The sequence below is a fragment of the Salinimicrobium soli genome, from assembly GCF_048323655.1.
Taxonomy (GTDB): domain Bacteria; phylum Bacteroidota; class Bacteroidia; order Flavobacteriales; family Flavobacteriaceae; genus Salinimicrobium; species Salinimicrobium soli.
Genome location: NZ_JBLUWW010000001.1, coordinates 314,036 through 335,886, shown reverse-complemented (window position 1 = coordinate 335,886; position 21,851 = coordinate 314,036). Strand labels below are relative to the sequence as shown.

General features: G+C 41.4%; 15 protein-coding genes. 13 read left to right on the top strand and 2 right to left on the bottom strand.

Features of this window, described 5'->3' with window-relative positions; genetic code table 11:
- The first annotated feature begins 71 nt into the window (after positions 1 to 71).
- From ACNORC_RS01565 to ACNORC_RS01520, 10 genes are all read left to right on the top strand, one after another.
- Complete coding sequence (locus ACNORC_RS01565; RefSeq protein WP_418333827.1) at positions 72 to 1,232, top strand: homogentisate 1,2-dioxygenase; 1,161 nt, start codon at positions 72 to 74, stop codon at positions 1,230 to 1,232.
- Positions 1,233 to 1,300: 68 nt separating this feature from the next.
- Positions 1,301 to 2,437 carry a 4-hydroxyphenylpyruvate dioxygenase gene (gene hppD / locus ACNORC_RS01560; protein ID WP_418333826.1) on the top strand — a complete coding sequence of 379 codons (1,137 nt, stop codon included), beginning with the start codon at positions 1,301 to 1,303 and terminating at the stop codon, positions 2,435 to 2,437.
- A 294-nt stretch (positions 2,438 to 2,731) separates the two neighbouring features.
- A complete protein-coding gene (locus tag ACNORC_RS01555) occupies positions 2,732 to 3,505 on the top strand; it encodes a DUF3108 domain-containing protein (RefSeq protein ID WP_418333825.1) in 774 nt (257 codons plus the stop codon).
- Positions 3,506 to 3,508: 3 nt separating this feature from the next.
- Positions 3,509 to 4,471 (top strand): tryptophan 2,3-dioxygenase family protein, encoded by a 963-nt coding sequence (locus tag ACNORC_RS01550; protein ID WP_418333824.1) that lies wholly within the window; start codon positions 3,509 to 3,511, stop codon positions 4,469 to 4,471.
- A 3-nt stretch (positions 4,472 to 4,474) separates the two neighbouring features.
- Positions 4,475 to 5,719, top strand: coding sequence for a M23 family metallopeptidase (locus ACNORC_RS01545; RefSeq protein WP_418333823.1), 1,245 nt, complete (start codon positions 4,475 to 4,477; stop codon positions 5,717 to 5,719).
- A gap of 4 nt (positions 5,720 to 5,723) precedes the next feature.
- On the top strand, positions 5,724 to 7,355 hold the full coding sequence (pgi, locus tag ACNORC_RS01540; protein WP_418333822.1) for a glucose-6-phosphate isomerase: 1,632 nt from the start codon (positions 5,724 to 5,726) through the stop codon (positions 7,353 to 7,355).
- A 189-nt stretch (positions 7,356 to 7,544) separates the two neighbouring features.
- Positions 7,545 to 10,118 (top strand): TonB-dependent receptor, encoded by a 2,574-nt coding sequence (locus ACNORC_RS01535; RefSeq protein ID WP_418333821.1) that lies wholly within the window; start codon positions 7,545 to 7,547, stop codon positions 10,116 to 10,118.
- Positions 10,119 to 10,129: 11 nt separating this feature from the next.
- On the top strand, positions 10,130 to 11,854 hold the full coding sequence (locus tag ACNORC_RS01530) for a hypothetical protein (RefSeq protein ID WP_418333820.1): 1,725 nt from the start codon (positions 10,130 to 10,132) through the stop codon (positions 11,852 to 11,854).
- Between the two features lie 123 nt (positions 11,855 to 11,977).
- Positions 11,978 to 13,609 carry an Ig-like domain-containing protein gene (locus ACNORC_RS01525; RefSeq protein WP_418333819.1) on the top strand — a complete coding sequence of 544 codons (1,632 nt, stop codon included), beginning with the start codon at positions 11,978 to 11,980 and terminating at the stop codon, positions 13,607 to 13,609.
- 99 nt (positions 13,610 to 13,708) lie between these two features.
- Positions 13,709 to 14,146: a hypothetical protein gene (locus ACNORC_RS01520; protein ID WP_418333818.1), complete on the top strand. Its 438-nt coding sequence runs from the start codon at positions 13,709 to 13,711 to the stop codon at positions 14,144 to 14,146.
- On the opposite strand, the gene ACNORC_RS01515 is transcribed toward ACNORC_RS01520, so the two are convergent.
- Positions 14,143 to 15,213, bottom strand: a complete 1,071-nt coding sequence (locus ACNORC_RS01515) for an endonuclease/exonuclease/phosphatase family protein (RefSeq protein ID WP_418333817.1) — start codon at positions 15,211 to 15,213, stop codon at positions 14,143 to 14,145. The genes ACNORC_RS01520 and ACNORC_RS01515 overlap by 4 nt on opposite strands.
- A gap of 95 nt (positions 15,214 to 15,308) precedes the next feature.
- Here ACNORC_RS01515 and ACNORC_RS01510 point away from each other — a divergent pair, with 95 nt between their 5' ends.
- The 3 genes from ACNORC_RS01510 to ACNORC_RS01500 all read left to right on the top strand — a co-directional run bounded on the left by ACNORC_RS01510 (position 15,309) and on the right by ACNORC_RS01500 (position 21,181).
- Positions 15,309 to 18,119: a carboxypeptidase-like regulatory domain-containing protein gene (locus ACNORC_RS01510; RefSeq protein WP_418333816.1), complete on the top strand. Its 2,811-nt coding sequence runs from the start codon at positions 15,309 to 15,311 to the stop codon at positions 18,117 to 18,119.
- Positions 18,120 to 18,129: 10 nt separating this feature from the next.
- Positions 18,130 to 19,530, top strand: coding sequence for a DUF5689 domain-containing protein (locus ACNORC_RS01505; protein WP_418333815.1), 1,401 nt, complete (start codon positions 18,130 to 18,132; stop codon positions 19,528 to 19,530).
- Positions 19,531 to 19,627: 97 nt separating this feature from the next.
- Positions 19,628 to 21,181, top strand: a complete 1,554-nt coding sequence (locus ACNORC_RS01500; protein WP_418333814.1) for an NAD(P)/FAD-dependent oxidoreductase — start codon at positions 19,628 to 19,630, stop codon at positions 21,179 to 21,181.
- On the opposite strand, the gene ACNORC_RS01495 is transcribed toward ACNORC_RS01500, so the two are convergent.
- Positions 21,178 to 21,801 (bottom strand): DUF6252 domain-containing protein, encoded by a 624-nt coding sequence (locus ACNORC_RS01495; RefSeq protein WP_418333812.1) that lies wholly within the window; start codon positions 21,799 to 21,801, stop codon positions 21,178 to 21,180. The genes ACNORC_RS01500 and ACNORC_RS01495 overlap by 4 nt on opposite strands.
- Positions 21,802 to 21,851 lie beyond the last annotated feature (50 nt).

Sequence of the window (21,851 nt, the reverse complement as noted above, 5' to 3'; positions counted from 1 at the left end):
AATGAAAATATGTGAGGTTTTGTTTATTTTTTATAATATCGCAAACGTTTTTACATTAAAAACTTCTCAGAATGCCGTTTTATCATAAACTTGGAAAAATACCTCATAAGAGACATACAGTCTTTAAAAAGCCTGATGGCAGTCTGTATTATGAGCAGCTTTTTGGAACCATAGGTTTTGATGGTATGTACACCAATATGTACCATGAGCAAAGGCCTACGCAGGTAAAGGAAATCAAAGGTAGTTATGACGCCTCGCCCAAGATCGCTGCGGAAAAGAATATTCAATCGTACAGGTTCAAGGGATTTCAGGTAAAACCTGAAAAAGATTATCTCAAAAGCCGAAAAGTAGTGCTCACCAATTCTGATGTTGACATCGCACTGGCAGCACCAAAGGAATCTACAAAAGACTACTTCTACAAAAATGCGGATTCTGACGAACTCTTATTTATTCACAAAGGAAGTGGAAAGCTAAGAACCCACCTTGGAAACCTCGATTTTAAATACGGAGATTATCTTTTGATCCCAAGGGGAACCATTTATAAGCTGGATTTTGATTCCGAAGAAAACCGTTTATTTATAGTTGAATCCCGTCGACCAATTTATACGCCAAAGCGTTACCGAAATTATTTTGGACAGCTTCTGGAGCACAGCCCATTTTGTGAAAGGGATATTCGCAGGCCGCATGAACTGGAAACGAATGATGAGAGCGGGGAATTCCTAATAAAGATCAAGAAGCAGGGAAGGATATTTGACATGGTGTACGCCTCCCATCCATTTGATGTGGTGGGTTATGACGGGTATAACTATCCGTATGCCTTTTCTATTCACGACTTTGAACCTATAACAGGTAGAATTCACCAGCCGCCACCGGTACACCAGACCTTTGAAACTGATGCCTTTGTGGTTTGCTCGTTTGTTCCAAGATTGTATGATTACCATCCGGAAAGCATCCCGGCGCCTTATAACCATAGCAACATTGACAGTGATGAGGTGTTGTACTATGTTGATGGCGACTTTATGAGTAGGAATGATATTGAAGCGGGACATATTTCCCTGCACCCGGCCGGTATCCCACATGGGCCACACCCCGGAGCAGTTGAGCGAAGTATAGGAAAGACCGAAACCGAAGAACTGGCAGTAATGGTAGATACTTTCAAACCTCTTATGGTGACAGAAGACGCTATGGATATTACTGATGGTAAATACTATAAATCCTGGTTAGATCATTAAAACCGGGAATCTGATCGAAAGAAATATAATTGAAGAATCGAAGTTGAAAACTTCAAAAAGAAAAAATAATGGCTACAGAAAATACAGCAGAAATTAAAAAGACAGTACCACAGGCAGAGGACTTTTTGCCACTTTTGGGTACGGACTATGTAGAACTTTATGTTGGTAACGCCAAGCAGGCTGCATTTTATTACCAACAGGCCTGGGGCTTTCAGCCGGTGGCATATTCAGGATTGGAAAGTGGAAGTAAAGATCGCGTTTCTTATGTGCTGCAGCAGGGAAAGATCAGGTTAGTACTTACTTCTCCACTGGAACCGGGCGGCGAGATCAATGAACATATCAATAAACATGGAGATGGTGTAAAAGTAGTCGCCTTGTGGGTTGATGATGCACGCAAGAGTTATGAAGAAACTACCAAACGAGGTGCGAAGTCTTACATGGAGCCAAAGGAATTAAAAGATGAGAATGGGCATGTAGTTCTTTCCGGGATCCATACCTATGGAGAAACAGTGCATGTTTTCGTTGAAAGAAAAAATTACTCCGGTCCTTTCTTGCCAGGCTACAAAGAGTACAAGCCGAATTTCAAAACTGAAGATGTCGGATTGAAATATATCGACCACATGGTAGGAAATGTAGGTTGGAATGAAATGAATAAGTGGTGTGAATTCTACGCCAAAGTAATGGGATTTGCCCAACTGGTATCCTTCGATGATAAGGATATTTCGACTGATTATACCGCTCTTATGAGTAAGGTGATGAGTAACGGGAATGGAAGAATTAAATTCCCTATCAATGAACCGGCTGAAGGTAAGAAGAAGTCTCAGATCGAAGAGTATATCGACTTTTATAATGGTGCAGGAGTACAGCACATTGCTGTAGCAACCGATAATATTATTGATACAGTGACCAAGCTTCGCGATAGAGGAGTAGAGTTCCTATACGTACCTGAAACCTATTACGATGACGTGTTGGACAGAGTAGGAGAAATTGATGAAGAACTTGAGCCGTTAAAAGAGCTTGGGGTTCTTATTGATCGTGACGATGAAGGTTATTTGCTTCAGATATTTACCAAGCCTGTTTTGGACAGACCAACCATGTTCTTTGAGATCATTCAGCGAAAAGGCGCGCAATCTTTCGGAAAAGGTAACTTTAAAGCCCTTTTTGAGGCTATAGAAAGAGAACAATCTTTGCGTGGAACGCTATAAAACAGGCAAATAGACCTAATTAAATTTTGAGTTATTGAAAAAAAATTAATTTTTCTGCACTAAAAGCGTTAAAGTAAAAAATGTTGTTGTCAGAAATGAATTAATGGCGGAATTTTGCACCGCAATTTTGGAGTGGTTACCAGGATTGGAAAATTAAATTTTTTTCATAATTTAAGTTTTAGTTGGTTAATAAGATTAAAACCCCGTCAATTTTTGGCGGGGTTTTTTGATTTAATACCTTTGGAACAGAAATTGTAATTGTGGTTATAAATTTAAGTTAACGAAAAACTATACATGAAGAACATAATCGCAATTGTGATTTTCCTGTTTACTCTCTCTGCGGGTGCTCAGGGTCATCAGGCTTATGATGACGGGGAATGGTTCCGGTTCAGGATCCATTATGGTATGTTCAATGCCAGTTTCGCCACTTTGAAAGTAGAAGAGACTAACCTCAATAATCAACCGGTATTTCACGTGGTAGGTAAAGGACGATCTACCGGCCTCCTACATCTATTCTTTAAGGTAGATGACAACTATGAGACCTACATCCATAAAACTACCGGATCTCCCCTTCGTTTCATAAGGAAAATAGATGAAGGCGGCTACACCAAAGACATTCAAATAGATTTCGATCACAGCACTAATACTGCAGTCGTGTTCAATAAGGAGAGGAATGAAAAAAAGGTATTTACCGTGCAGGATAATGTGCATGATATGCTTTCTTCCTTTTACTTTTTGAGGAACAATCTTGATGTGGAAAATTTGGAAAAAGGAGAGATGATGTCTCTCAATATGTTCTTTGATAATGAGAACCACGAATTTAAGTTAAAGTTCCTCGGAAGAGAGGTGGTAAAAACAAAATTGGGTAATATTGCGGCTCTCAAATTTAAACCCTATGTGCTTGCAGGTCGGGTATTTAAGGAGAAAGAAAGCCTTACCATGTGGGTGAGTGATGATAAGAACCGCATGCCGCTTAAAATAAAAGCTGACCTCGCGGTTGGTGCTTTAGAAGCAGATATTGATGCCTTCAAAGGATTAAAACATCCTCTGAACATAATAATGAAGTAAAAAATGGAAGGAATACAACCTGAGATCGCCGAAAAGGTCTGGCAGCTGGAAGAGAAATTCAAAAATTCCGGGCAGGATCTCGGCTCTTATCTGGACGGCCTTCTTTACGATCGATACCTTACCTACTGGGATTATATTCATCTGGAAACACTTCTCAGCCTTCAGAATCCCAAAACTCATTTTCCTGATGAGGAGATCTTCATAGGCTACCATCAAATAACTGAACTTTACTTTAAGCTCATCATTCATGAGCAAAAACAAATCGTCGAAGCTGAAGAGCTATCGGCTTTGTTTTTTACTCAAAAACTGGAGCGAATAATTCGTTATTTCAGGATCCTTACAGATTCTTTTGATGTAATGATCAGAGGGATGGAAAGGGAACAGTTTCTGAAATTTAGGATGGCGTTATTGCCGGCCAGTGGTTTCCAGTCTGCCCAGTTCAGAATGATCGAGATCTTCTCAACTCCTTTAGAAAATCTTGCTGAAAAAAGCCTTCGGAAGAAAGACAGTGGCAAGTCTGTAGAAGAGCTTTTTGAGGATATCTATTGGAAGCGAGGAGGAATTAGTAGCGATACAGGTGAAAAAACCTTAACTTTAAGACAGTTCGAGAAAAAATATACAGGTCGTTTTCTGCGGCTGGCAAACAGGGTCAATGGTTCAACTTTATATGAACGTTATCAAAATTTGCCGCCAGAAGAAAAGAGCAATAAAAATTTAATAGAAGCGTTGCGTAGTTTAGATGTTGCAGTCAATGTAAATTGGTTGCTGGTGCACATTGGAGCTGCTCAACGATATCTGATGACAAAAAAGAAGTCGGTTGAGGCAACCGGCGGCACAAACTGGAAAGAATTTCTTCCGCCCAGTTTTCAGCAGATATTTTTCTTTCCGGAATTGTGGAATGAGGATGAGAAAAAGGAATGGGGAAAACAATGGGTTCAGGATACGTTTAATATCAAAAATAATTAAAGAGTGAAAAAATTTAGTTACCTGCTAATGTTGATGATGGCTTTAACAGCCTGCAATGACGATTCGAAAAATGCTGATCTAGCTGATAACCTGGAAAAAGTTGAAAAAGCACCTGCTCTTATTAAGGAGTATGGTTTTACCCTTAACGGGTATGATGTGGTAAGAGATACCATTAGATCTGGAGATAGCTTCGGAATTATCCTTGGAAGCCACGGCGTTGATCCCGCCAAGATCTTTCAGATAGTTGAAAAAGTTAAGGATACCTTTAACCCCAGAAAGATCGTTATTGGGAAGCCCTATGTAATCCTGAAAGAAAAGGATTCCCTTAATTCCCCAAAAGTTTTTATTTACGAAAATGACAGGATCAATTATACCGTGGTTGACCTGAGGGACAGCATTTCGGTTTACACTGCAAAAAAACCGGTAACTATCGTGAAACGTGAAGTTGCAGGAGTTATTAATTCCAGCCTGTCCGAAACAATTGAAGAGGAAGGGCTCAATTACCTGCTGGCTCATCAAATGAATAATATCTACCAGTGGAGTATTGATTTCTTCAGACTTCAAAAGGGAGATCGATTCAAATTGGTATACAAAGAGCGGTATATTGATGATACAATTTATGCCGGAATAGAAAATATAGAGGCTGCAGTATTCTATCACCAGGATAAGCCGTACTATGCTTTTAACTTTTTGGCTGATTCTACTGCCGGTAAATACGATTACTACGATGAAAAAGCAAGACCGCTTCAAAGCTTCTTTTTGAAAGCACCGGTTGATTATTTTAGAATTTCCTCCAGGTTCAGCCCAAGAAGATTCCACCCTGTGCAAAAGCGATGGAAAGCTCATAAAGGAACAGATTATGCAGCAGGTTACGGCACCCCTATTAAGACTACCGCTAATGGTGTTGTTATTGCCTCTTCCTATACTGCCGGGAATGGTAATTATGTGAAGGTAAAGCACAATGGAACCTATACCACCCAATACTTACATATGTCTAAAAGGGCAGTAAAGACCGGTCAACGTGTGAAGCAGGGTGAGGTCATAGGTTATGTTGGAAGTACGGGTCTGGCTACCGGACCACATGTATGCTACCGTTTCTGGGTAAATGGAGTGCAGGTGGATCCTTTCCGTCAGAACCTCCCTTCAGCAGAACCTCTTGAAGAAAAATACGTGCCTTCTTATTTTGCAGCTATCGAGCCACTGAAAGAAGAGCTTGAAAAAATACCGTTTGAAGAGATAGAGATATAAAAGAATGAAGAATACTAACCCAACCACCACCGAGGCCTGGAAGAAATTACAGGCCCATTTTGAAAACGCCAAAGATCTGGACCTGAAAAAAGAATTTGAAAAAGATCCGGGGCGAGCTGACGATTTTACCCTGCAGTGGCAGGATTTCTATGTTGATCTCAGCAAGAACCTTATCACTAAAGAAACACAGACTCTTTTGACCGAGTTGGCTACAGAAACCGGTCTTCCGGAGGCTATCGAAAGCTACTTTGGAGGAGAAGAAATCAATGAGACTGAAAAACGTTCGGTTCTTCACACCGCTTTGCGTGAGAAGAAAACAGCAAATGTTGAAGTAGATGGCGAAAATGTCATTTCTGAAGTATATGAGGTAAAGGAAAAGATCCGCGCTTTCAGCCAAGCTGTTATTGAAGGTTCTAAAAAAGGATATACAGGCAAGCCTTTTACAGATATTGTTAACATTGGAATTGGCGGTTCAGATCTTGGCCCTGTTATGGTGACCGAAGGATTGGCACATTATAAGAACCATCTGAAAGTTCATTTTGTTTCTAACGTTGATGGCGACCACGTTCATGAAATTTTAGAGGAACTCAATCGCGAGACTACGCTTTTTGTGATCGTTTCCAAGTCATTCTCGACACAGGAAACCCTGGCGAACTCAAATACAATTAGGAAGTGGTTTAAAAAAGCTGCTCCGGCCGAAGCTGTAGCCCGGCATTTTGTGGCTGTTTCGAGTAATGTACCGGCAGTGGAGGAGTTTGGAATAGAGACTGAAAATATTTTCCCGATGTGGGACTGGGTTGGCGGCAGGTTCTCCCTTTGGAGTGCAGTCGGCCTTTCTATAAGCCTTTCTTTGGGCTACAATAACTTTGAGTCTTTGCTCAAAGGAGCACATGAAATGGATGAACATTTCAGAAGTAATTCGTTTGAGAAAAATATTCCGGTACAACTGGCTCTGCTAAGTATTTGGTATAACAATTTTTATAAAGCCGAAACGCAGGCAATTATTCCTTACACGCAATACCTCCATAGGTTTCCTGCTTATCTCCAACAGGCAATAATGGAAAGCAATGGAAAAAGTGTAGATCGTAATGGTAACGCCATTAATTACCAATCCGGAAATGTTGTTTGGGGTGAACCTGGAACCAACTCTCAACACGCTTTCTTCCAGTTGATCCATCAGGGAACCAAATTGATCCCTGCGGATTTTATTGGCTTCAAAAATTCCCTTTTTGATGATAAGGAGCACCATGATAAGTTGATGGCAAACTTTTTTGCACAAACTGAAGCATTACTGGCAGGGAAAGCAGCTTCCGAAGTTAGGGTAGAACTGGCCGCTAAAAAGCTTTCAGAAGCAGAAATTGAAAAAGCACTGCCGTTCAGGGTGTTTAGTGGTAATAAACCTACCACCACTATCCTTATTGATAAGCTCACGCCGGAATCTCTCGGTAAATTGATAGCGATGTATGAGCACGAAATCTTTGTGCAGGGAATCATTTGGAATATATACAGTTATGACCAATGGGGAGTGGAACTTGGAAAGCAACTTGCGAATAAAATCCTAGCCGAAATAGATAAAAATGACGTTCAGGAGCATGATTCTTCTACCAAAAAAATGTTAAAATTTTACCTGTCCTGATTTTGATCAGTGTAATTTTTCCAACGACTTGTGCAAGAGCCCTTTATTTAAGGGCTCTTGTTAGTTTAGGACTTTTTCGAGCCGGTATTAAGCCCTGAAGGTGAAATTCTTAACGTTGAGTTAAAGTTATTTCTAAGAAAATCCGTTCTTTTGCATCGTATTTTTAAACACAAACTAACAAATTACACAATGAGGAAATTTTTAGCATTAGCGTTTTTCTTAACGTCGGCTACAATTTTTGCTCAAACTACTTTAAAAGGTAAAGTAGTGGAGGCAGAAACAAACACTCCAATACCAGGTGTAAACATTGGTATTAAAGAAACTGCCGTTGGTACTGTGACTGATTTTGACGGAAACTTTTCTGTTCAAACAGCCAGAACTAAGGGGGTTTTAGTATTTTCTTATGTAGGTTTTACCACCGTTGAAGTACCTTACAACGGAACTACTGATCTTGGAACTGTTACCATGGAACCAAGTGCTTTTGGTCTTGATGAAGTTCAGATCATCGCTTCTGTAGCGGTTGATAGAAAGACGCCAGTAGCGGTTTCTACCATTAAAGCAGAAACTATTCAGGAGAAACTGGGAAGTCAGGAATTTCCTGAGATCCTCAAGTCTACTCCGGGTGTCTATGCTACTAAAGCCGGTGGAGGTTTTGGAGATGCAGAACTGCGTTTGAGAGGATTTAACTCAGAGAACATCGCGGTAATGATCAACGGAGTGCCTGTAAACGACATGGAAAACGGTCGTGTTTACTGGAGTAACTGGGCAGGTCTTTCTGATGTGACCAGCTCTATGCAGGTTCAAAGAGGACTTGGTGCTTCTAAAGTTGCTGTGCCTTCTATTGGGGGTACTGTGAACATCCTAACTAAAACAACCGACGTTGTTGAAGGTGGAAATGTTTCTATGGCAACCGGAAACGATGGATATCAAAAATATGGTTTTGCACTTTCAACCGGTCTTATGGACAATGGTTTTGCAGCCAGTGTTTCTGCTTCACAAACAACCGGTAACGGATTTGTTGATGGAACAGAATTCAAAGGTTATTCTTACTTCATCAACTTGTCTAAACAATTTAATGAAGATCACAAATTGTCTTTGACTGCTTTTGGTGCACCACAGTGGCACGGTCAGCGTCAAAGCCGTGAAAAAGTTGAAGTTTTCAGAAGAAGCGAAAGAGGTATTAAATTCAACCGTGACTGGGGTTACATGAATGGGGAAGTGAAGCACATCCAGGATAACTTCTACCACAAACCACAGATCTCATTGAACCACTTCTGGGATATTTCTGATGTTACCAAGCTTTCTACTGCTGCTTATGCTTCCTTCGGTACAGGAGGTGGTGGCGGAAACGGTGGTGTTAACAAGTTCGGAATTGGAACCCCTAACAACCACTCTCCATACAGAAATGGATATTTACAACCTGTAAATGTTGATAAGATCGTTGCTGAAAACGTTGCTCTTGGAGCTCTTGGTTCTGAGACTTATCTTTATGCTTCAAGAAACGACCATAGCTGGTATGGTGCCCTTTCTACTTTGAGTACTGAGCTTACTCCTGAAATTGATTTCATGGGAGGAGTTGATTTTAGATATTACGAAGGAAGACACTTCCAGGAAGTGACCGATCTTTTAGGAGGTCGTTATGTTCTTGAAACCCGTGATGACAACAGACCGAATGGTTTTGCCGCTAAAGTGGGTGACAAGATCAACTACCACAATGATGGTTTAGTTCTTTGGGAAGGAGCATTTGCCCAGGGAGAATACTCTAACGGAATCCTTTCAGCTTTCGTTTCAGCTGCAGCATCTAACACTTCTTATAAGAGAATTGACTACTTCAACTACCTTGATTCAGATCCTTTACAGGAAACTGACTGGGTACACTTCTTTGGATACAGTGTAAAAGGAGGGGCCAACTACAACCTTAATGAAGAACACAATGTTTTTGCTAACATTGGGTATTTTGAAAAAGCTCCATTCTTCCGTGATGTATTCCTTAACTTCCAGAATGACATTAACGAAGACGCTGAGAACCAAAAAGTGTTTAGTGCTGAGCTTGGATACGGGTACAGAACTCAAAATCTGCGTGCTAACGTGAACCTTTACAGAACTCTTTGGAAAGACCGTAGTTTTACTCAATCATTCCAGGGAACAGATGACGAATTATACTTTGCTAACATTCTTGGGGTTGACGCTCTTCACCAGGGAATCGAAGTAGACCTTTCATACCGCCCAATAGAGAAACTTACCATTACCGGTATGGCTTCTATTGCTGACTGGACCTGGCAGAGTAATGTAACCGGGGTGATCATTTATGATGATGAGCAAAACCCGATCAACGAAGAAAACCCTATCAGCGTTTTTGTTGAAGGTGTACCTGTAGGGGATGCAGCCCAGACTACTTTTGGTCTTGGATTTGAATATGAATTCCTGCCTCAGGCTAACATCAGGGCAGATTATAACTATTATGACAGATTATTTGCTGACTTTGATCCAAACGACAGGGATTCTGCAGATGTACCAAACCCTTGGGAAGTACCTGCATACAGTCTGGTAGATTTTGGAGTGACATACGGCTTTGATCTTGGTGCAATGGACGCTACTTTAATAGCGAACGTAAATAACCTTTTTGACACTGAATATATTTCAGATGCACAGGATGTGGTTGAAACAGACGCTCAGGATAACCTGTACTCAGATCATACAACTGCCCAGGTATGGTATGGTTTTGGGAGAACTTTCACAGTAGGTGCAAAAATTAAATTTTAAAAAAAATTAAAATGAAAAAGTCTTTTTACTTTTTAATGATGTTCATTGGTTTGGCCTTAACCAGCTGTGAGCCAATGGAAGATATTCATGACGAAATAGACACGGCGATTGATAATTCGCCTGTTCAGGGAGTTGTGGACTATACGCTAACCGAGGATGACTATAAGGATAAGAAAAAGGGTCTTGGATTAAACTTTACCAGCTTTAACTCTGTTGATGACGCCAAGGCAATGATTCCTGTTCTTCTTGATATGAAATACCCGGTATGGGGAGAAGGTTCTTTGGTAAACGTTACCTTCAATCTTTATGACCCAATCAGAATTCAGGAAGTTACTTTGACAGAGGCAGATTACCAGGATCTTGGTCTTTCTGCTAATTATATCACAGACTTCTATCAGCTTCGAAACTTTTTGAAGAGTGAATTTCCGCAGGCTAAAGAAGGAGCATATGCAGAAGTAACTTATAAAAAGTTGTCTGAAGAGATATCTTATACTTTTACTTCTTCTGACTATGATGATGCTGGAGCTGCCCTGGCAGGAAAGTATCCTGATCCTGCAGCTAATGCGGCTCAGTATAGCAGCTTCGATGTTAGAGATTGGTCTGACAACTATTGGAACGATGATATGATCCTTGAGGCGATCAATGTTGTTCTTTCTGCTGAATTTGATGATGTGCCTGGACAGACTTATAATGTTTCTTACGATGTTTACTATCCTGCGACCTTGAGCATGAGTGTTGTTTTTGACGGGGTTACCGAATCTTACATAAGAATTGGAGGTATGGGGTATGAAGTATCTTCAGGTGATTTTGATCTTATAGAAGCTGAATTTGCTTCTGTATACCCAGATCCTGCTGAAAGTGCAGGTAAATACAGCAACTTTGAAAGAAGAAGCTCTAATGATGCATACTGGAGTGACTCTATGATTCTTGAAGCTTTAGATTTCCTTCTGAAAGAAAAATTCCCGAATGCAGCCGAAGGTGCCGAGTATGACGTTACTTATAAAATCTATAACGGTTCTTCTGGATCTGAGATACTTTCTTTAGTTTTCGAAAATGGAGACTGGGTGGAGAACACCAACGCTACTATTTATACTGTTGAAGAATCAACTGTATTAGCATTTACCAATAATAGCTGGGGTATGCCACTTTCTTTAGAGTCTGAAGACTATACTGCAATGGGTCAAAGATATCCTAACTTCTCTGATGAGGATGAGGCTATCTACAAGATCGGAATATTCCTTGGTCTTGAATACCCATACGCCGAAGAAGGTGATTTTGCAGCTTTGACTTATGATCTTTATACCAGTGGAAGTGGAGTATCTGCCGAATATTTAAACTATTTCTTTAACGGAGATGAATGGGAGTATATCCCTAGCGTAGTGGAGCAGTCACTTCAATTTGGATATGAAGCTGGTGCATGGGCACCTGATAATACTGTGAAGCGTACGCTTATTGCTTCTGATTATTCGTATATCGCGGCCCAACTTGCTGATGTTTATGAACTTCAGGCAGGAAACCTTGCAAATTACGGAAACTTTAATACTGCAGGTGGACCAACCAGCTGGGATGATGCCCAACTGCTTCACGCGATGCAAATTTTGCTTGACCATATAGCACCAAATGCTGAGATAGGTCAAAAATATGTTCTTTACTTTGATGCCTACGTGGGAGGTGGATATGAAATAAAAGAGCGTAAAATGATTAAAACTGATGATGGATGGGAATTAAACAATTAATCCTCTCCTAATACAAATACAAAAGACCTCTCATCCGTTTAAGGGTGGGAGGTTTTTTATCTTTATTATATTGTGAGTGGTCTTATCATGAGATAAGACTTCCTTTCAGAAAATGGAAAAAGTATGAATAAGAAGATTTTATTTTGGACCTTGAGTATTGGAATAATGTTAGGCTGTAGTACGGGGGACGATGGAGTAGATCCAAATCCAAATCCACCCGCAGGGAAACAAATGCCGGTGGCCGTAGACGATCAGTTTACCGGAGCTGAAAATGAAGATTTGGTCCTTTCGGGAATGCTTAACAATGATGAGCTGGTGGACAACGCCAGAATAACCTCAGTAGATACCGAATCTGAAAAAGGAGGTAACATAGTAGATAACCGCAATGGAACTTACACGTATTCCCCGCCAGCTGACTTTATAGGAGAAGATAGTCTTAGCTATACCATTTGTGTGCCCGGTGATACTGAAAGATGTGATACCGCTTTGATCCTTATAACTGTTACCGATGCCGGAGAACCTGTTGCGGTAGATGACAGTTATGAAACCGATGAGGATAAAGTATTGACCATACATAACTTTACTGCCAATGACCAGATGGTTGACAACGCCACTGTTGTATCTGTTGATGATGCCGGCGTACATGGTAGTGCAGTACTAAATACCAATGGTTCTATAGTATACACCCCTGCAGAAGGTTTTGCTGGAGTTGACATCTTTACCTACACCATTTGTGACGATGATGAAACTCCTACCTGTGACACTGCAACGATCACTGTAACAGTAAAAGATGAAGGTACCCCAATTGCGAATCCCGATGTGGTCTCCATGTCAGCAGGTGAAACCACGTTAGTCATTTCTACAGTACTTGACAATGATGTTTTAACTGATGATGCAGAACTGGTGTCAGTTGATGGTCCAAATGTGGTTCTAAATACCGATGGCACAATAACCTACACTGCCCAAACAGGATACGTGGGAGAAGACACCTTCACATACACCATATGTGATGATGATGCCGAGCCTACCTGTGTTACAGCAGAGGTGACTGTTAAAATTGTTGAAACTATAAGTTTCAACATTTCTTCTGATCTTACTTATTATTATTCAGATGCCATCTTTACAGATGATCCGGATCTGCTTTATGAAGAGCTTTCGGCCCATACCAGCACCCATCATGTAAACCACCTTGAATATACTGACAGGCATGACTACTTATACGATGCTGATGCAGATCTTACAGATCCTTTTTATGTGGTACTTGTATATTCGGGTGATCTCAGACCCTGGACAGAATACCAGCAGGGAGAATTGGATGGTGATGAATCTTTTAACACTGAACATATCTATCCGCAGTCATTGTTAGGTGATAATACAGATGCCAAAAACGATATGCACCACATGAGAGTTGCTGATGCAGCGGTAAATTCAGAGCGTCTCAATTATCCATTTACTGAAGGCAGTGGAACATATAAGCTTGTGAATGGTAATTCCTGGTATCCGGGAGATGAATGGAAAGGAGACGTGGCGCGTATGGTAATGTATATCAATTTGAAGTACGGAGAACCATTCGGAGATGTTGGAAACCTGCAGATGTTCCTGAAATGGAATGTTGAAGACCCGGTTTCTGCCTTCGAACTTCAGCGGAATAATATTATTGAAGGAGCTCAGGGTAACCGTAATCCTTTTATTGATAATCCATACCTGGCTACCCTGATCTGGGGTGGAACACCAGCAGAAAATACCTGGGAGTAAAAAATAATACTCTTCCAAAAAGGTCAAAAAACCGTCTCTTTTCAGGGGCGGTTTTTTTATCGTAAAAAAACTATCTTTAACCCTCAAAAATCAACTTCTATGTATTCTACCGTACAATTCATTCATTCCTGGTGGGCGTATCTTGTCCTCCTGGTACTTATAATCGCGAGTATTAACGCTTTGATAGGTTTCTTTTCGAAAAAGGAATATGGAGCAACAGATTTTCGTATCTCATTATTCACACTCATAGTTTCGCACATTCAACTGCTGATTGGAATAGTTCTTTACTTTGTCTCTCCTTATTTTAATGCCTTTTCTGAAGGTGGAATGGGAGATGTAATGAAAGATTCAACTCTCAGGCTTTATCTCGTGGAGCATCCTCTAATGATGATCCTGGCGGTAGTATTCATCACGGTTGGTTATTCCAAACATAAAAAGAAGCTGACGTCTCGTCCAAAATTCAAATTACTGGCGATCTTTTATACACTTGCACTGGTCTTCGTTCTTTCCAGGATACCCTGGAGTGTCTGGTTCTAGTCTGCTTTTTTGATAAGCAGGATATAGACAGGGAAATGATCGCTGTACCCATTTGTAAAGCCACCACTTCCAAAACTTCGGAAAGGATATCCTTTGTACTGTCCTGAAGGAGTAATTAAGAACTGTTCGTTAAAAACACCTGCTTTAAAAAAGCGATATTCTGAATCGCTTTCAGTCAAAAAGGCTTTGGAAAGTATGATCTGGTCAAATAAATTCCAGGAATCGCGGTAGGCCAGGCTTCCTATTCCTGCTTCCGCAAGGGAGGCCATTGGGTTATACAGATCTTTTAACTCAAGGGACTTTCGGGAAGACCTGGCTCCCAGTACTTTTTTGATGCTTTTATTTTTGGGGTCGTCATTAAAATCGCCCATAGAAATGATCTTGGAGTAAGGGTCGGCGCGATGTAGGGAATCAATGATCTTCCGGTTTAGCGCCGCTGCTTTTTCCCTTTTCGGGCTGCTGATCTTTTCGCCTCCGCTCCTTGAGGGCCAGTGATTAATGATCAAATTTATCTTTTCCCCTTCCAGCAAGCCGCTAACCACCAGCTGATCTCTGGTGTAAATTCTCTTACTTAGATCTTTAGAATCATATAGCTCCAGTTCATGAGCAACTGAATTTTGAGGAATAAAATGATTCTTCTGGTAAAGTAATGCCACATCCACCCCTCTTAAATCCGGGGACTCTTCGTGAATGATTCCATACCCGCAGGAAGCCAGAACGGGATCTGAAATTAGGTCTTCAAGAACCTGACGGTTTTCTACTTCACAAACACCCAAAAGAATGGGGGCGTTTCCTGTTTCCTTAAGGCCAATGCGGCTTATCGCATAGGCCATGTTTTTTATCTTTTTACGGTAGATTTCCTCTGTCCATCTGTCTTTCCCGAGGGGCGTGCGGTCATCGTCAAAAGTTAGAGGGTCATCGTAAATGTCATACAGGTTTTCGAGGTTATAAAAACCTATACTCACCACTTTATAATCTCTTTTCTCCTGACTAAAAAGGCTATTTGTAAGGAAGAGAACAATAAGTGGAAGGGAGAAATAGAAAAAGCTCCTTAAGGCTGTAAACACCTGATAATTATTTTGTTAAAAAATTAGGGAGCTGATCAAAGATAAAAGAAATAATGTAATATTGTTTAAAAATTCGCCTCCCCCTCTAGTTCGATATGAAGAAAAACTACTGCCTCGGGAGGAGGCTATTCTTGTGTTTCTGTTTAAGCTCTGTTGCTATTCAAGGTCAGACCCTCAAAGGGACACTGGTTGAGGAAATTAGCTCCCAACCGGTACCTGATGTTCTTGTTTCCATCACCGGCACGACTTTTCAGGAACTGACAGATGAAAAGGGCTTTTTTGAGTTCACTGCAGATATACCCCACGGTGAATATAATCTTGTCTTCGCTAAGAATAACTATTCCGAATTGCGTTTTCCGGTCACTATTTCGGGAGAGGACAAAGACCTTGGCATCATTTTCTTAAGTCGGGATCTTCCCCATTATCAGCAAAGTACTTCCATCATTAGTCTCTCAGATCAGGAGCTCGATGAAGAAGATGGCACCTACTCCAATATTTCCGGATTACTTCAGGCCTCCCGTGATGTTTTTTTAAACGCAGCTGCTTTTGATTTCAGCCCTACTTTTTTTAGACCTCGGGGCTATGATAGTGAATACAGTGTGTTAATGATCAACGGGATCAAAATGAATAAATTTTTCAACGGGAGACCGTTATGGAGTGATTGGGGCGGATTAAATGATGTTCAAAGGGATCAGGTATTCAGCATGGGAATAACACCTTCAGAAGCCACTTTTGGAGATCTGGCAGGTTCTACTAATATCGTTATGAGAGCTTCCCGCTACAAGGAAGGTGGAAAGATTTCTTATGCCGTTGCGAACAGGGCCTACACGGGTAGAATAATGGGCAGTTACCATTCGGGGATTTCTGAAGATGGCTGGGCTTATTCTGTCTCTCTTGCCCGGCGCTTCGCCACAGAAAGTTATATCGAAGGGACTGTGTATGATGCCAATTCTATCTTTGCCTCTGTCGAAAAAAAGATTAATGAAGAGCATAGTATAAATTTTACTGCCTTTTATACTCCCAACAGACGGGGAAAGAACAGCCCTTTGACCGAAGAAGTGTATAATCTAAAAGGGGACCGATATAATTCTTATTGGGGTCTGCAGAATAATGAGATAAGAAATTCCAGGATCAAAACGGTAAAAGAACCGGTGATCGTGCTCAATCATTTTTGGAAGCTTTCTTCGGCAACAGATATAAATACAAATCTGGCTTACCAGTTCGGGTATGTGGGAGATTCCAGGATCGATTATGGAGGCAGCAGGTTAATAGAGGGTGAAAATGGAGAAGAAATATTCGTGGGTGGCGGCAGCAGTCCCGATCCCGCCTACTACCAGCGTTTGCCTTCTTATTTCCTGAGAAATGAGAATAAACCTGATTATCAATCGGCATACATTGCTCAGAAAGATTTTCAGGAAAATGGGCAGCTAGACTGGGCGGCCTTATACCTAGCGAATAAAACTTCAACTGAATCCGGGGGAAACGCCTTATATGCTCTGTATGAAGACCGGAACAAAGACCGGCAGCTTTTTGCCAACACCATTTTAAGAAGCAGGTTAACAGATCATCTTGAAATGAACGCTTCCCTGGGCTTCAGGAGTCTCAAAAGTGACAATTTTGCACGAGTTCTTGACTTGCTTGGAGGTGAATCTTTTTTAGATGTTGATGGTTTTTCCGAAGGAACAGAAGCACAAAATGATCTGTTGCATCCCAACCGGCTGGTTTCTGAAAATGACATTTTTAAATATCACTATGAACTATCTGCTTATTCGGTTGAAGGTTATGCTCAGCTTCAGGGCTTCTTTCGGAAGTTCGATTTTTATGCTGCTGCCGAATTTTCAGGAGCAGAATATCAGCGGGAAGGATTTTATCAGAATGGTAATTTTCCCAATAATTCCCTCGGAAAGAGTGAAAGTCAGGAATTTTTCAATTTTGGAGGTAAAGGCGGAATTACATATAAAATAACAGGAAAACATTTGGTGAGGCTTAATGCAGCTTATTTTACCAAACCACCTTCTCTCAGGAACACCTTTTCCAATGCCCGTCAGAACAATGAGCTGGTGCAGAGTCTAAAGAGTGAAAAAATTATAAACCTTGACCTTGGTTACACTTTCAGGTCACGATTTGTGAAATCCAGAGTGACCGCCTTTTATGGAGAATTAAATGACCTGACTGAAATTTCCTTTTACTATGCTGACGGGCTTTCAGGTCTTGGAAGGAATGCTACCACAGCATTTGTCCAGGAGGTAATGACGGGCATTAACAAGCGTCACATGGGTATTGAAGCCGGAATGGAAGTGAGATTGTTGACTACACTAAAATTAAAAGCTGCCGGTTCCATTGGGGAATATGTTTACTCCAATAATCCCCGGCTGTACCTGACTTCAGATGATTTTACAGAAGCGAGAAAGTTTGGCCCGGCCTATTTACAGAACTATCACCTTCCGGGTGGTCCACAGCAAGCACTGCAATTAGGTCTGGAGTACCAGGATCCTGGGTACTGGTGGGTATCGGGAAGTGTAAATTATTTTTCTAACGCCTTTATAGACATAGCACCTCTGTCGCGTACACGTAATTTCTATTTGGATTCAGATGGTCTTCCAATTGTTAATTATGATCCTGAAGTGGCCTGGGAATTATTACGGCAGGAAGATCTGGGTTCCTATTATCTGGTAAATCTCGTGGGTGGGAAATCCTGGCGCATCAAGGATAATTACCTTGGATTTTTTGCCAGTATCAATAATATTCTTGGTGCCGCCTATCGTACCGGAGGATATGAACAGGCGAGGAATTCAAACTACAAACTTTTAAAAGCAGATAAGGAACGGGAATTACCACTTTTTGCACCAAAATACTGGTATGGTCCCGATACTACATATTATGCCCACGTATACTATCGTTTTTAATTCAGATTCAATGGAAAATAAAAAACTGTTCTGGATTGCATTTCTTTTTCTCCTTTGGTCCTGCGTACCAGATGATGATTTCAATATTCCGCAGGTGATAACGGAGGATCTTTCTATTCAGCCCAATTCAGATCTTGATGCTATCCTTGGAGTCTTTTTTCAGAATGAAGGGGAAATGCTCACTTTTGACCAGGAATATATTGTGGAGGCTTACGTGGTCTCCAGTGATGAAGCCGGAAATTTTTATAAAGATGTTATTGTTCAGGATCATCCCACGGCGCCTTTAGCCGGATTAAAGATCAAGATCAATCTCAATTCTTATTATCAGTTCTTCAACTTCGGAAGAAAAGTTTTTATCAACCTGAAAGGACTGAGTATTGCTGAAGAAAACGGGGTGGCTACCTTAGGTATAGCAAACGGGAGGAATGTGGACAATATTCCGCAATCGCGGGTAAGTGAGCATATAATCCGTTCTTCGGAAGTCGCAGACATTCAACCTCTGGTTATCAAACCAATTCAGTTCAATGATCACCTGGAGAATTTGTATGTTGAGATAAGGAATGTCCAGTTTCCTGATTATTTCGTAGATCCGCAGAACCCATTCACCTTTGCAGCCGAAGACAATGACGAATTCGATGGAGAGCGGTTGGTGGAAAATTGCGAAGGAGGTTTCCCCTTTATTCTGAGCACCAGCACCTTTGCCGATTTCAGTGGCTTTCAACTTCCGGCAGGATCAGGAAGTATTACGGGAATACTCACCCGCGACTTCTATGATGATTTTTATACAATCTACCTGAATTCTCCCAATGACATAAATTTTTCTTCCGCAGAGAGATGCGATCGCAATACTGTAGATTGCGGATTGACGGCTACTACAGGCAAAAAAGTACTTTTCGAGGATAATTTTACAGGACAGACCAATAATAAACCTGTAAAGGATAAGGGGTGGACTAATTTTATTCAGGAAGGATCAAAGGCCTGGGAGGCATTTACTGCCACGGGCGGAAATGCTTCTTTAGGGAAATCGGCACGGGTAAAACCTTCCGGATCTGGTGATGCACTTAGCATTGCCTGGTTGGTCACACCCAAAATAGATTTCGAAAACAACTCCAGGGAGGTGCTTAACTTCAAAACTTCTACCAGTTTTGCCAATGGAAGTATGATGAGTGTGCTAATTGCTACTGACTGGGATGGTACAGAAAGTACTATTCTCAATGCGAATTGGCAGGAACTGGAGGCTGCTTATATCGCTCAGAATTCTGATTTCTTTGGCGACTGGATCTCTTCGGGGAATGTTGACCTTTCCTGTATTGAAGGAAAGGCTCATATCGCATTTAAGTACACCGGAAGTGACCATCCTTACTACAACGGGATATATGAACTGGATGACATCCTGATCACAGCTGACTAATTCGAGAAATCCTAAAATTGATTTCAGGCTATAAATTCTGGATGTGTACTTTTGAGGAACCTCTATTCCATATCTTTGCACCATTAAAACCTTATAAGTGCAACGCGAATACACCTTTCAAACCTCTCCTGAAACAGCTGCAAATCCTGAAGCTCTGAAGCATTTTGTAGCACGTGCATTTGGATTTTCCTTTTCGGAGATCAACCATGTGCAGGTTCTAAAAAGAAGTATTGACGCAAGGCAGAGAAAGGTCAAGATCAACCTGAAGGTGAGAATATTTGTGCAGGAAGATTTTGTTGAGGAAAAGATCCCTCTGCCCGAATACAAGAACGTTTCTACTGCTGAAGAGGTTATAATCATTGGGGCGGGGCCGGCAGGTCTGTTTGCCGCTTTGCGATGTATCGAACTCGGCAAGAGACCGGTTGTGGTCGAGAGGGGAAAAGATGTGCGTGCCCGGCGAAGGGATCTCAAAAAGCTGAATATTGAGCATATTGTAAATGAAGATTCCAATTATTGCTTTGGGGAAGGCGGGGCAGGGACTTATTCAGACGGAAAACTCTACACCCGGAGTAAGAAAAGGGGAGATGTAAACCGAATTCTACAACTGCTCGTTGGTTTTGGGGCTACTTCCCAGATCCTTGTTGAAGCGCATCCGCATATAGGAACCAATAAATTACCTGCAATTATTCAGGAGGTCACCAAAACTATCAGGGAACATGGTGGAGAAGTGATGTTCGAGTCGCGGGTTACAGATATTTTGTTGATAGATCAGGAGATCGCCGGGGTTGTATTGCAGGATGGGCAGAAACTTACAGCCAAAAAGGTCATTTTAGCCACCGGTCATTCCGCTCGGGATATATTCGAATTGCTTTACAAAAAAGATATCCTTATTGAAGCCAAACCTTTTGCCCTGGGAGTAAGGGTGGAGCATTCTCAGCAGTTGATCGATCGGATACAGTATCATACCAGTGACCGTGGTGAATTCCTGCCTCCTTCTTCATATAGTATTGTAAAGCAGGTCCACGGTAAGGGAGTTTATTCTTTTTGTATGTGTCCGGGAGGGATTATCGCGCCCTGCGCCACTTCTCCGGGAGAAATTGTCACCAACGGCTGGTCGCCAAGCAAGAGAGATCAGGCCACTTCTAACTCAGGGATAGTCGTAGAAGTAAGACCGGAAGATTACCGGAAGTTTGGAGATTCTCCTTTGGCAGCAATGTATTTTCAACAGGAAGTGGAGAAGAAGGCCTGGCTTTTTGGAGGTAAAACGCAGACCGCACCGGCACAGCGCTTAGTGGATTTCAGCAATGGAAAATTATCTAGAGATCTTCCTGAAAGCTCCTATAAACCCGGAATTACTTCCGTAGAGCTGGGGAATGTCTTACCTGATTTTATATACAAAAGTCTGCAGCAAGGATTCAGGGAGTTCGGGAAAAGTATGAAAGGTTATTTCACGAACGAAGCTGTGGTACATGCAACCGAATCCCGTACGTCTTCTCCTGTACGCATACCACGCGATCCCGGGTCGCTTGAACATGTACAGATCAAAGGACTTTATCCTTGCGGGGAAGGAGCAGGTTATGCCGGCGGAATAGTTTCAGCAGCTATTGACGGGGAGAAATGTGCTGAGAAAGCGGTTTTGGCGATGAGTTAATCATTCTCTATTAATAATTTGAATTCACCCTGCATTTCCTTGGTAGGATCAGGGAGGCTATGGTTGTAAGCAGTTATTTGAAAATTTCCCTCGAAGGTATCGTTTTCAATTCTGGTGATCTCTATTACGCCTGGATTTCCCATTCCTCGGTCACTTAACCACATGCAATATCTTGTATAGTCATAGAAATAGGCATAGCTTCCATCGGTATCATTTCCGGTTGAAAAAACACCCACTCCGTCATATAGAAAGTGCATAAAGATTTCTCCTGTTTCGTTTGCTCCATAAAGAACAAGTTCATTTTGGTTCCTGATTTCTGCCTCCATATCGTCACCATTCGTAACAATAAAATCTTCACCATTTACAGTAGCTGTAAATATTTCCCCGGAATTAGAATTCGTCTCATCTGTAGAACCACTTCCGTCTGGATTTTCCCCTCCGGAACTATTTCCATCTGTTGAATCTCCGCCTGAAGTATCCTCGCCTCCATTATCTGATTCATCTGTTACGGAATCGACATTTTCAGTATCGTCTTTCGTGTTCTCTTCAGGAGAAATTTCATCTTTTCCACAGGATATACAAAAGATCAGAAAGCACAGGATTACAAATTGCTGTCTCATAATTAAACATTTTAATGTGGGAAGCACCGTAAAGAATAAAATGGGGAGGG

Excerpts from the sequence above, each read along its gene's own strand:
- ACNORC_RS01565 (WP_418333827.1), top strand. The coding sequence starts at position 72 with ATGCCGTTTTATCATAAACTTGGAAAAATACCTCATAAGAGACATACA.
- hppD (WP_418333826.1), top strand. The coding sequence starts at position 1,301 with ATGGCTACAGAAAATACAGCAGAAATTAAAAAGACAGTACCACAGGCA.
- ACNORC_RS01555 (WP_418333825.1), top strand. The coding sequence starts at position 2,732 with ATGAAGAACATAATCGCAATTGTGATTTTCCTGTTTACTCTCTCTGCG.
- ACNORC_RS01550 (WP_418333824.1), top strand. The coding sequence starts at position 3,509 with ATGGAAGGAATACAACCTGAGATCGCCGAAAAGGTCTGGCAGCTGGAA.
- pgi (WP_418333822.1), top strand. The coding sequence starts at position 5,724 with ATGAAGAATACTAACCCAACCACCACCGAGGCCTGGAAGAAATTACAG.
- ACNORC_RS01535 (WP_418333821.1), top strand. The coding sequence starts at position 7,545 with ATGAGGAAATTTTTAGCATTAGCGTTTTTCTTAACGTCGGCTACAATT.
- ACNORC_RS01530 (WP_418333820.1), top strand. The coding sequence starts at position 10,130 with ATGAAAAAGTCTTTTTACTTTTTAATGATGTTCATTGGTTTGGCCTTA.
- ACNORC_RS01525 (WP_418333819.1), top strand. The coding sequence starts at position 11,978 with ATGAATAAGAAGATTTTATTTTGGACCTTGAGTATTGGAATAATGTTA.
- ACNORC_RS01520 (WP_418333818.1), top strand. The coding sequence starts at position 13,709 with ATGTATTCTACCGTACAATTCATTCATTCCTGGTGGGCGTATCTTGTC.
- ACNORC_RS01510 (WP_418333816.1), top strand. The coding sequence starts at position 15,309 with ATGAAGAAAAACTACTGCCTCGGGAGGAGGCTATTCTTGTGTTTCTGT.
- ACNORC_RS01505 (WP_418333815.1), top strand. The coding sequence starts at position 18,130 with ATGGAAAATAAAAAACTGTTCTGGATTGCATTTCTTTTTCTCCTTTGG.
- ACNORC_RS01495 (WP_418333812.1), bottom strand. The coding sequence starts at position 21,801 with ATGAGACAGCAATTTGTAATCCTGTGCTTTCTGATCTTTTGTATATCC.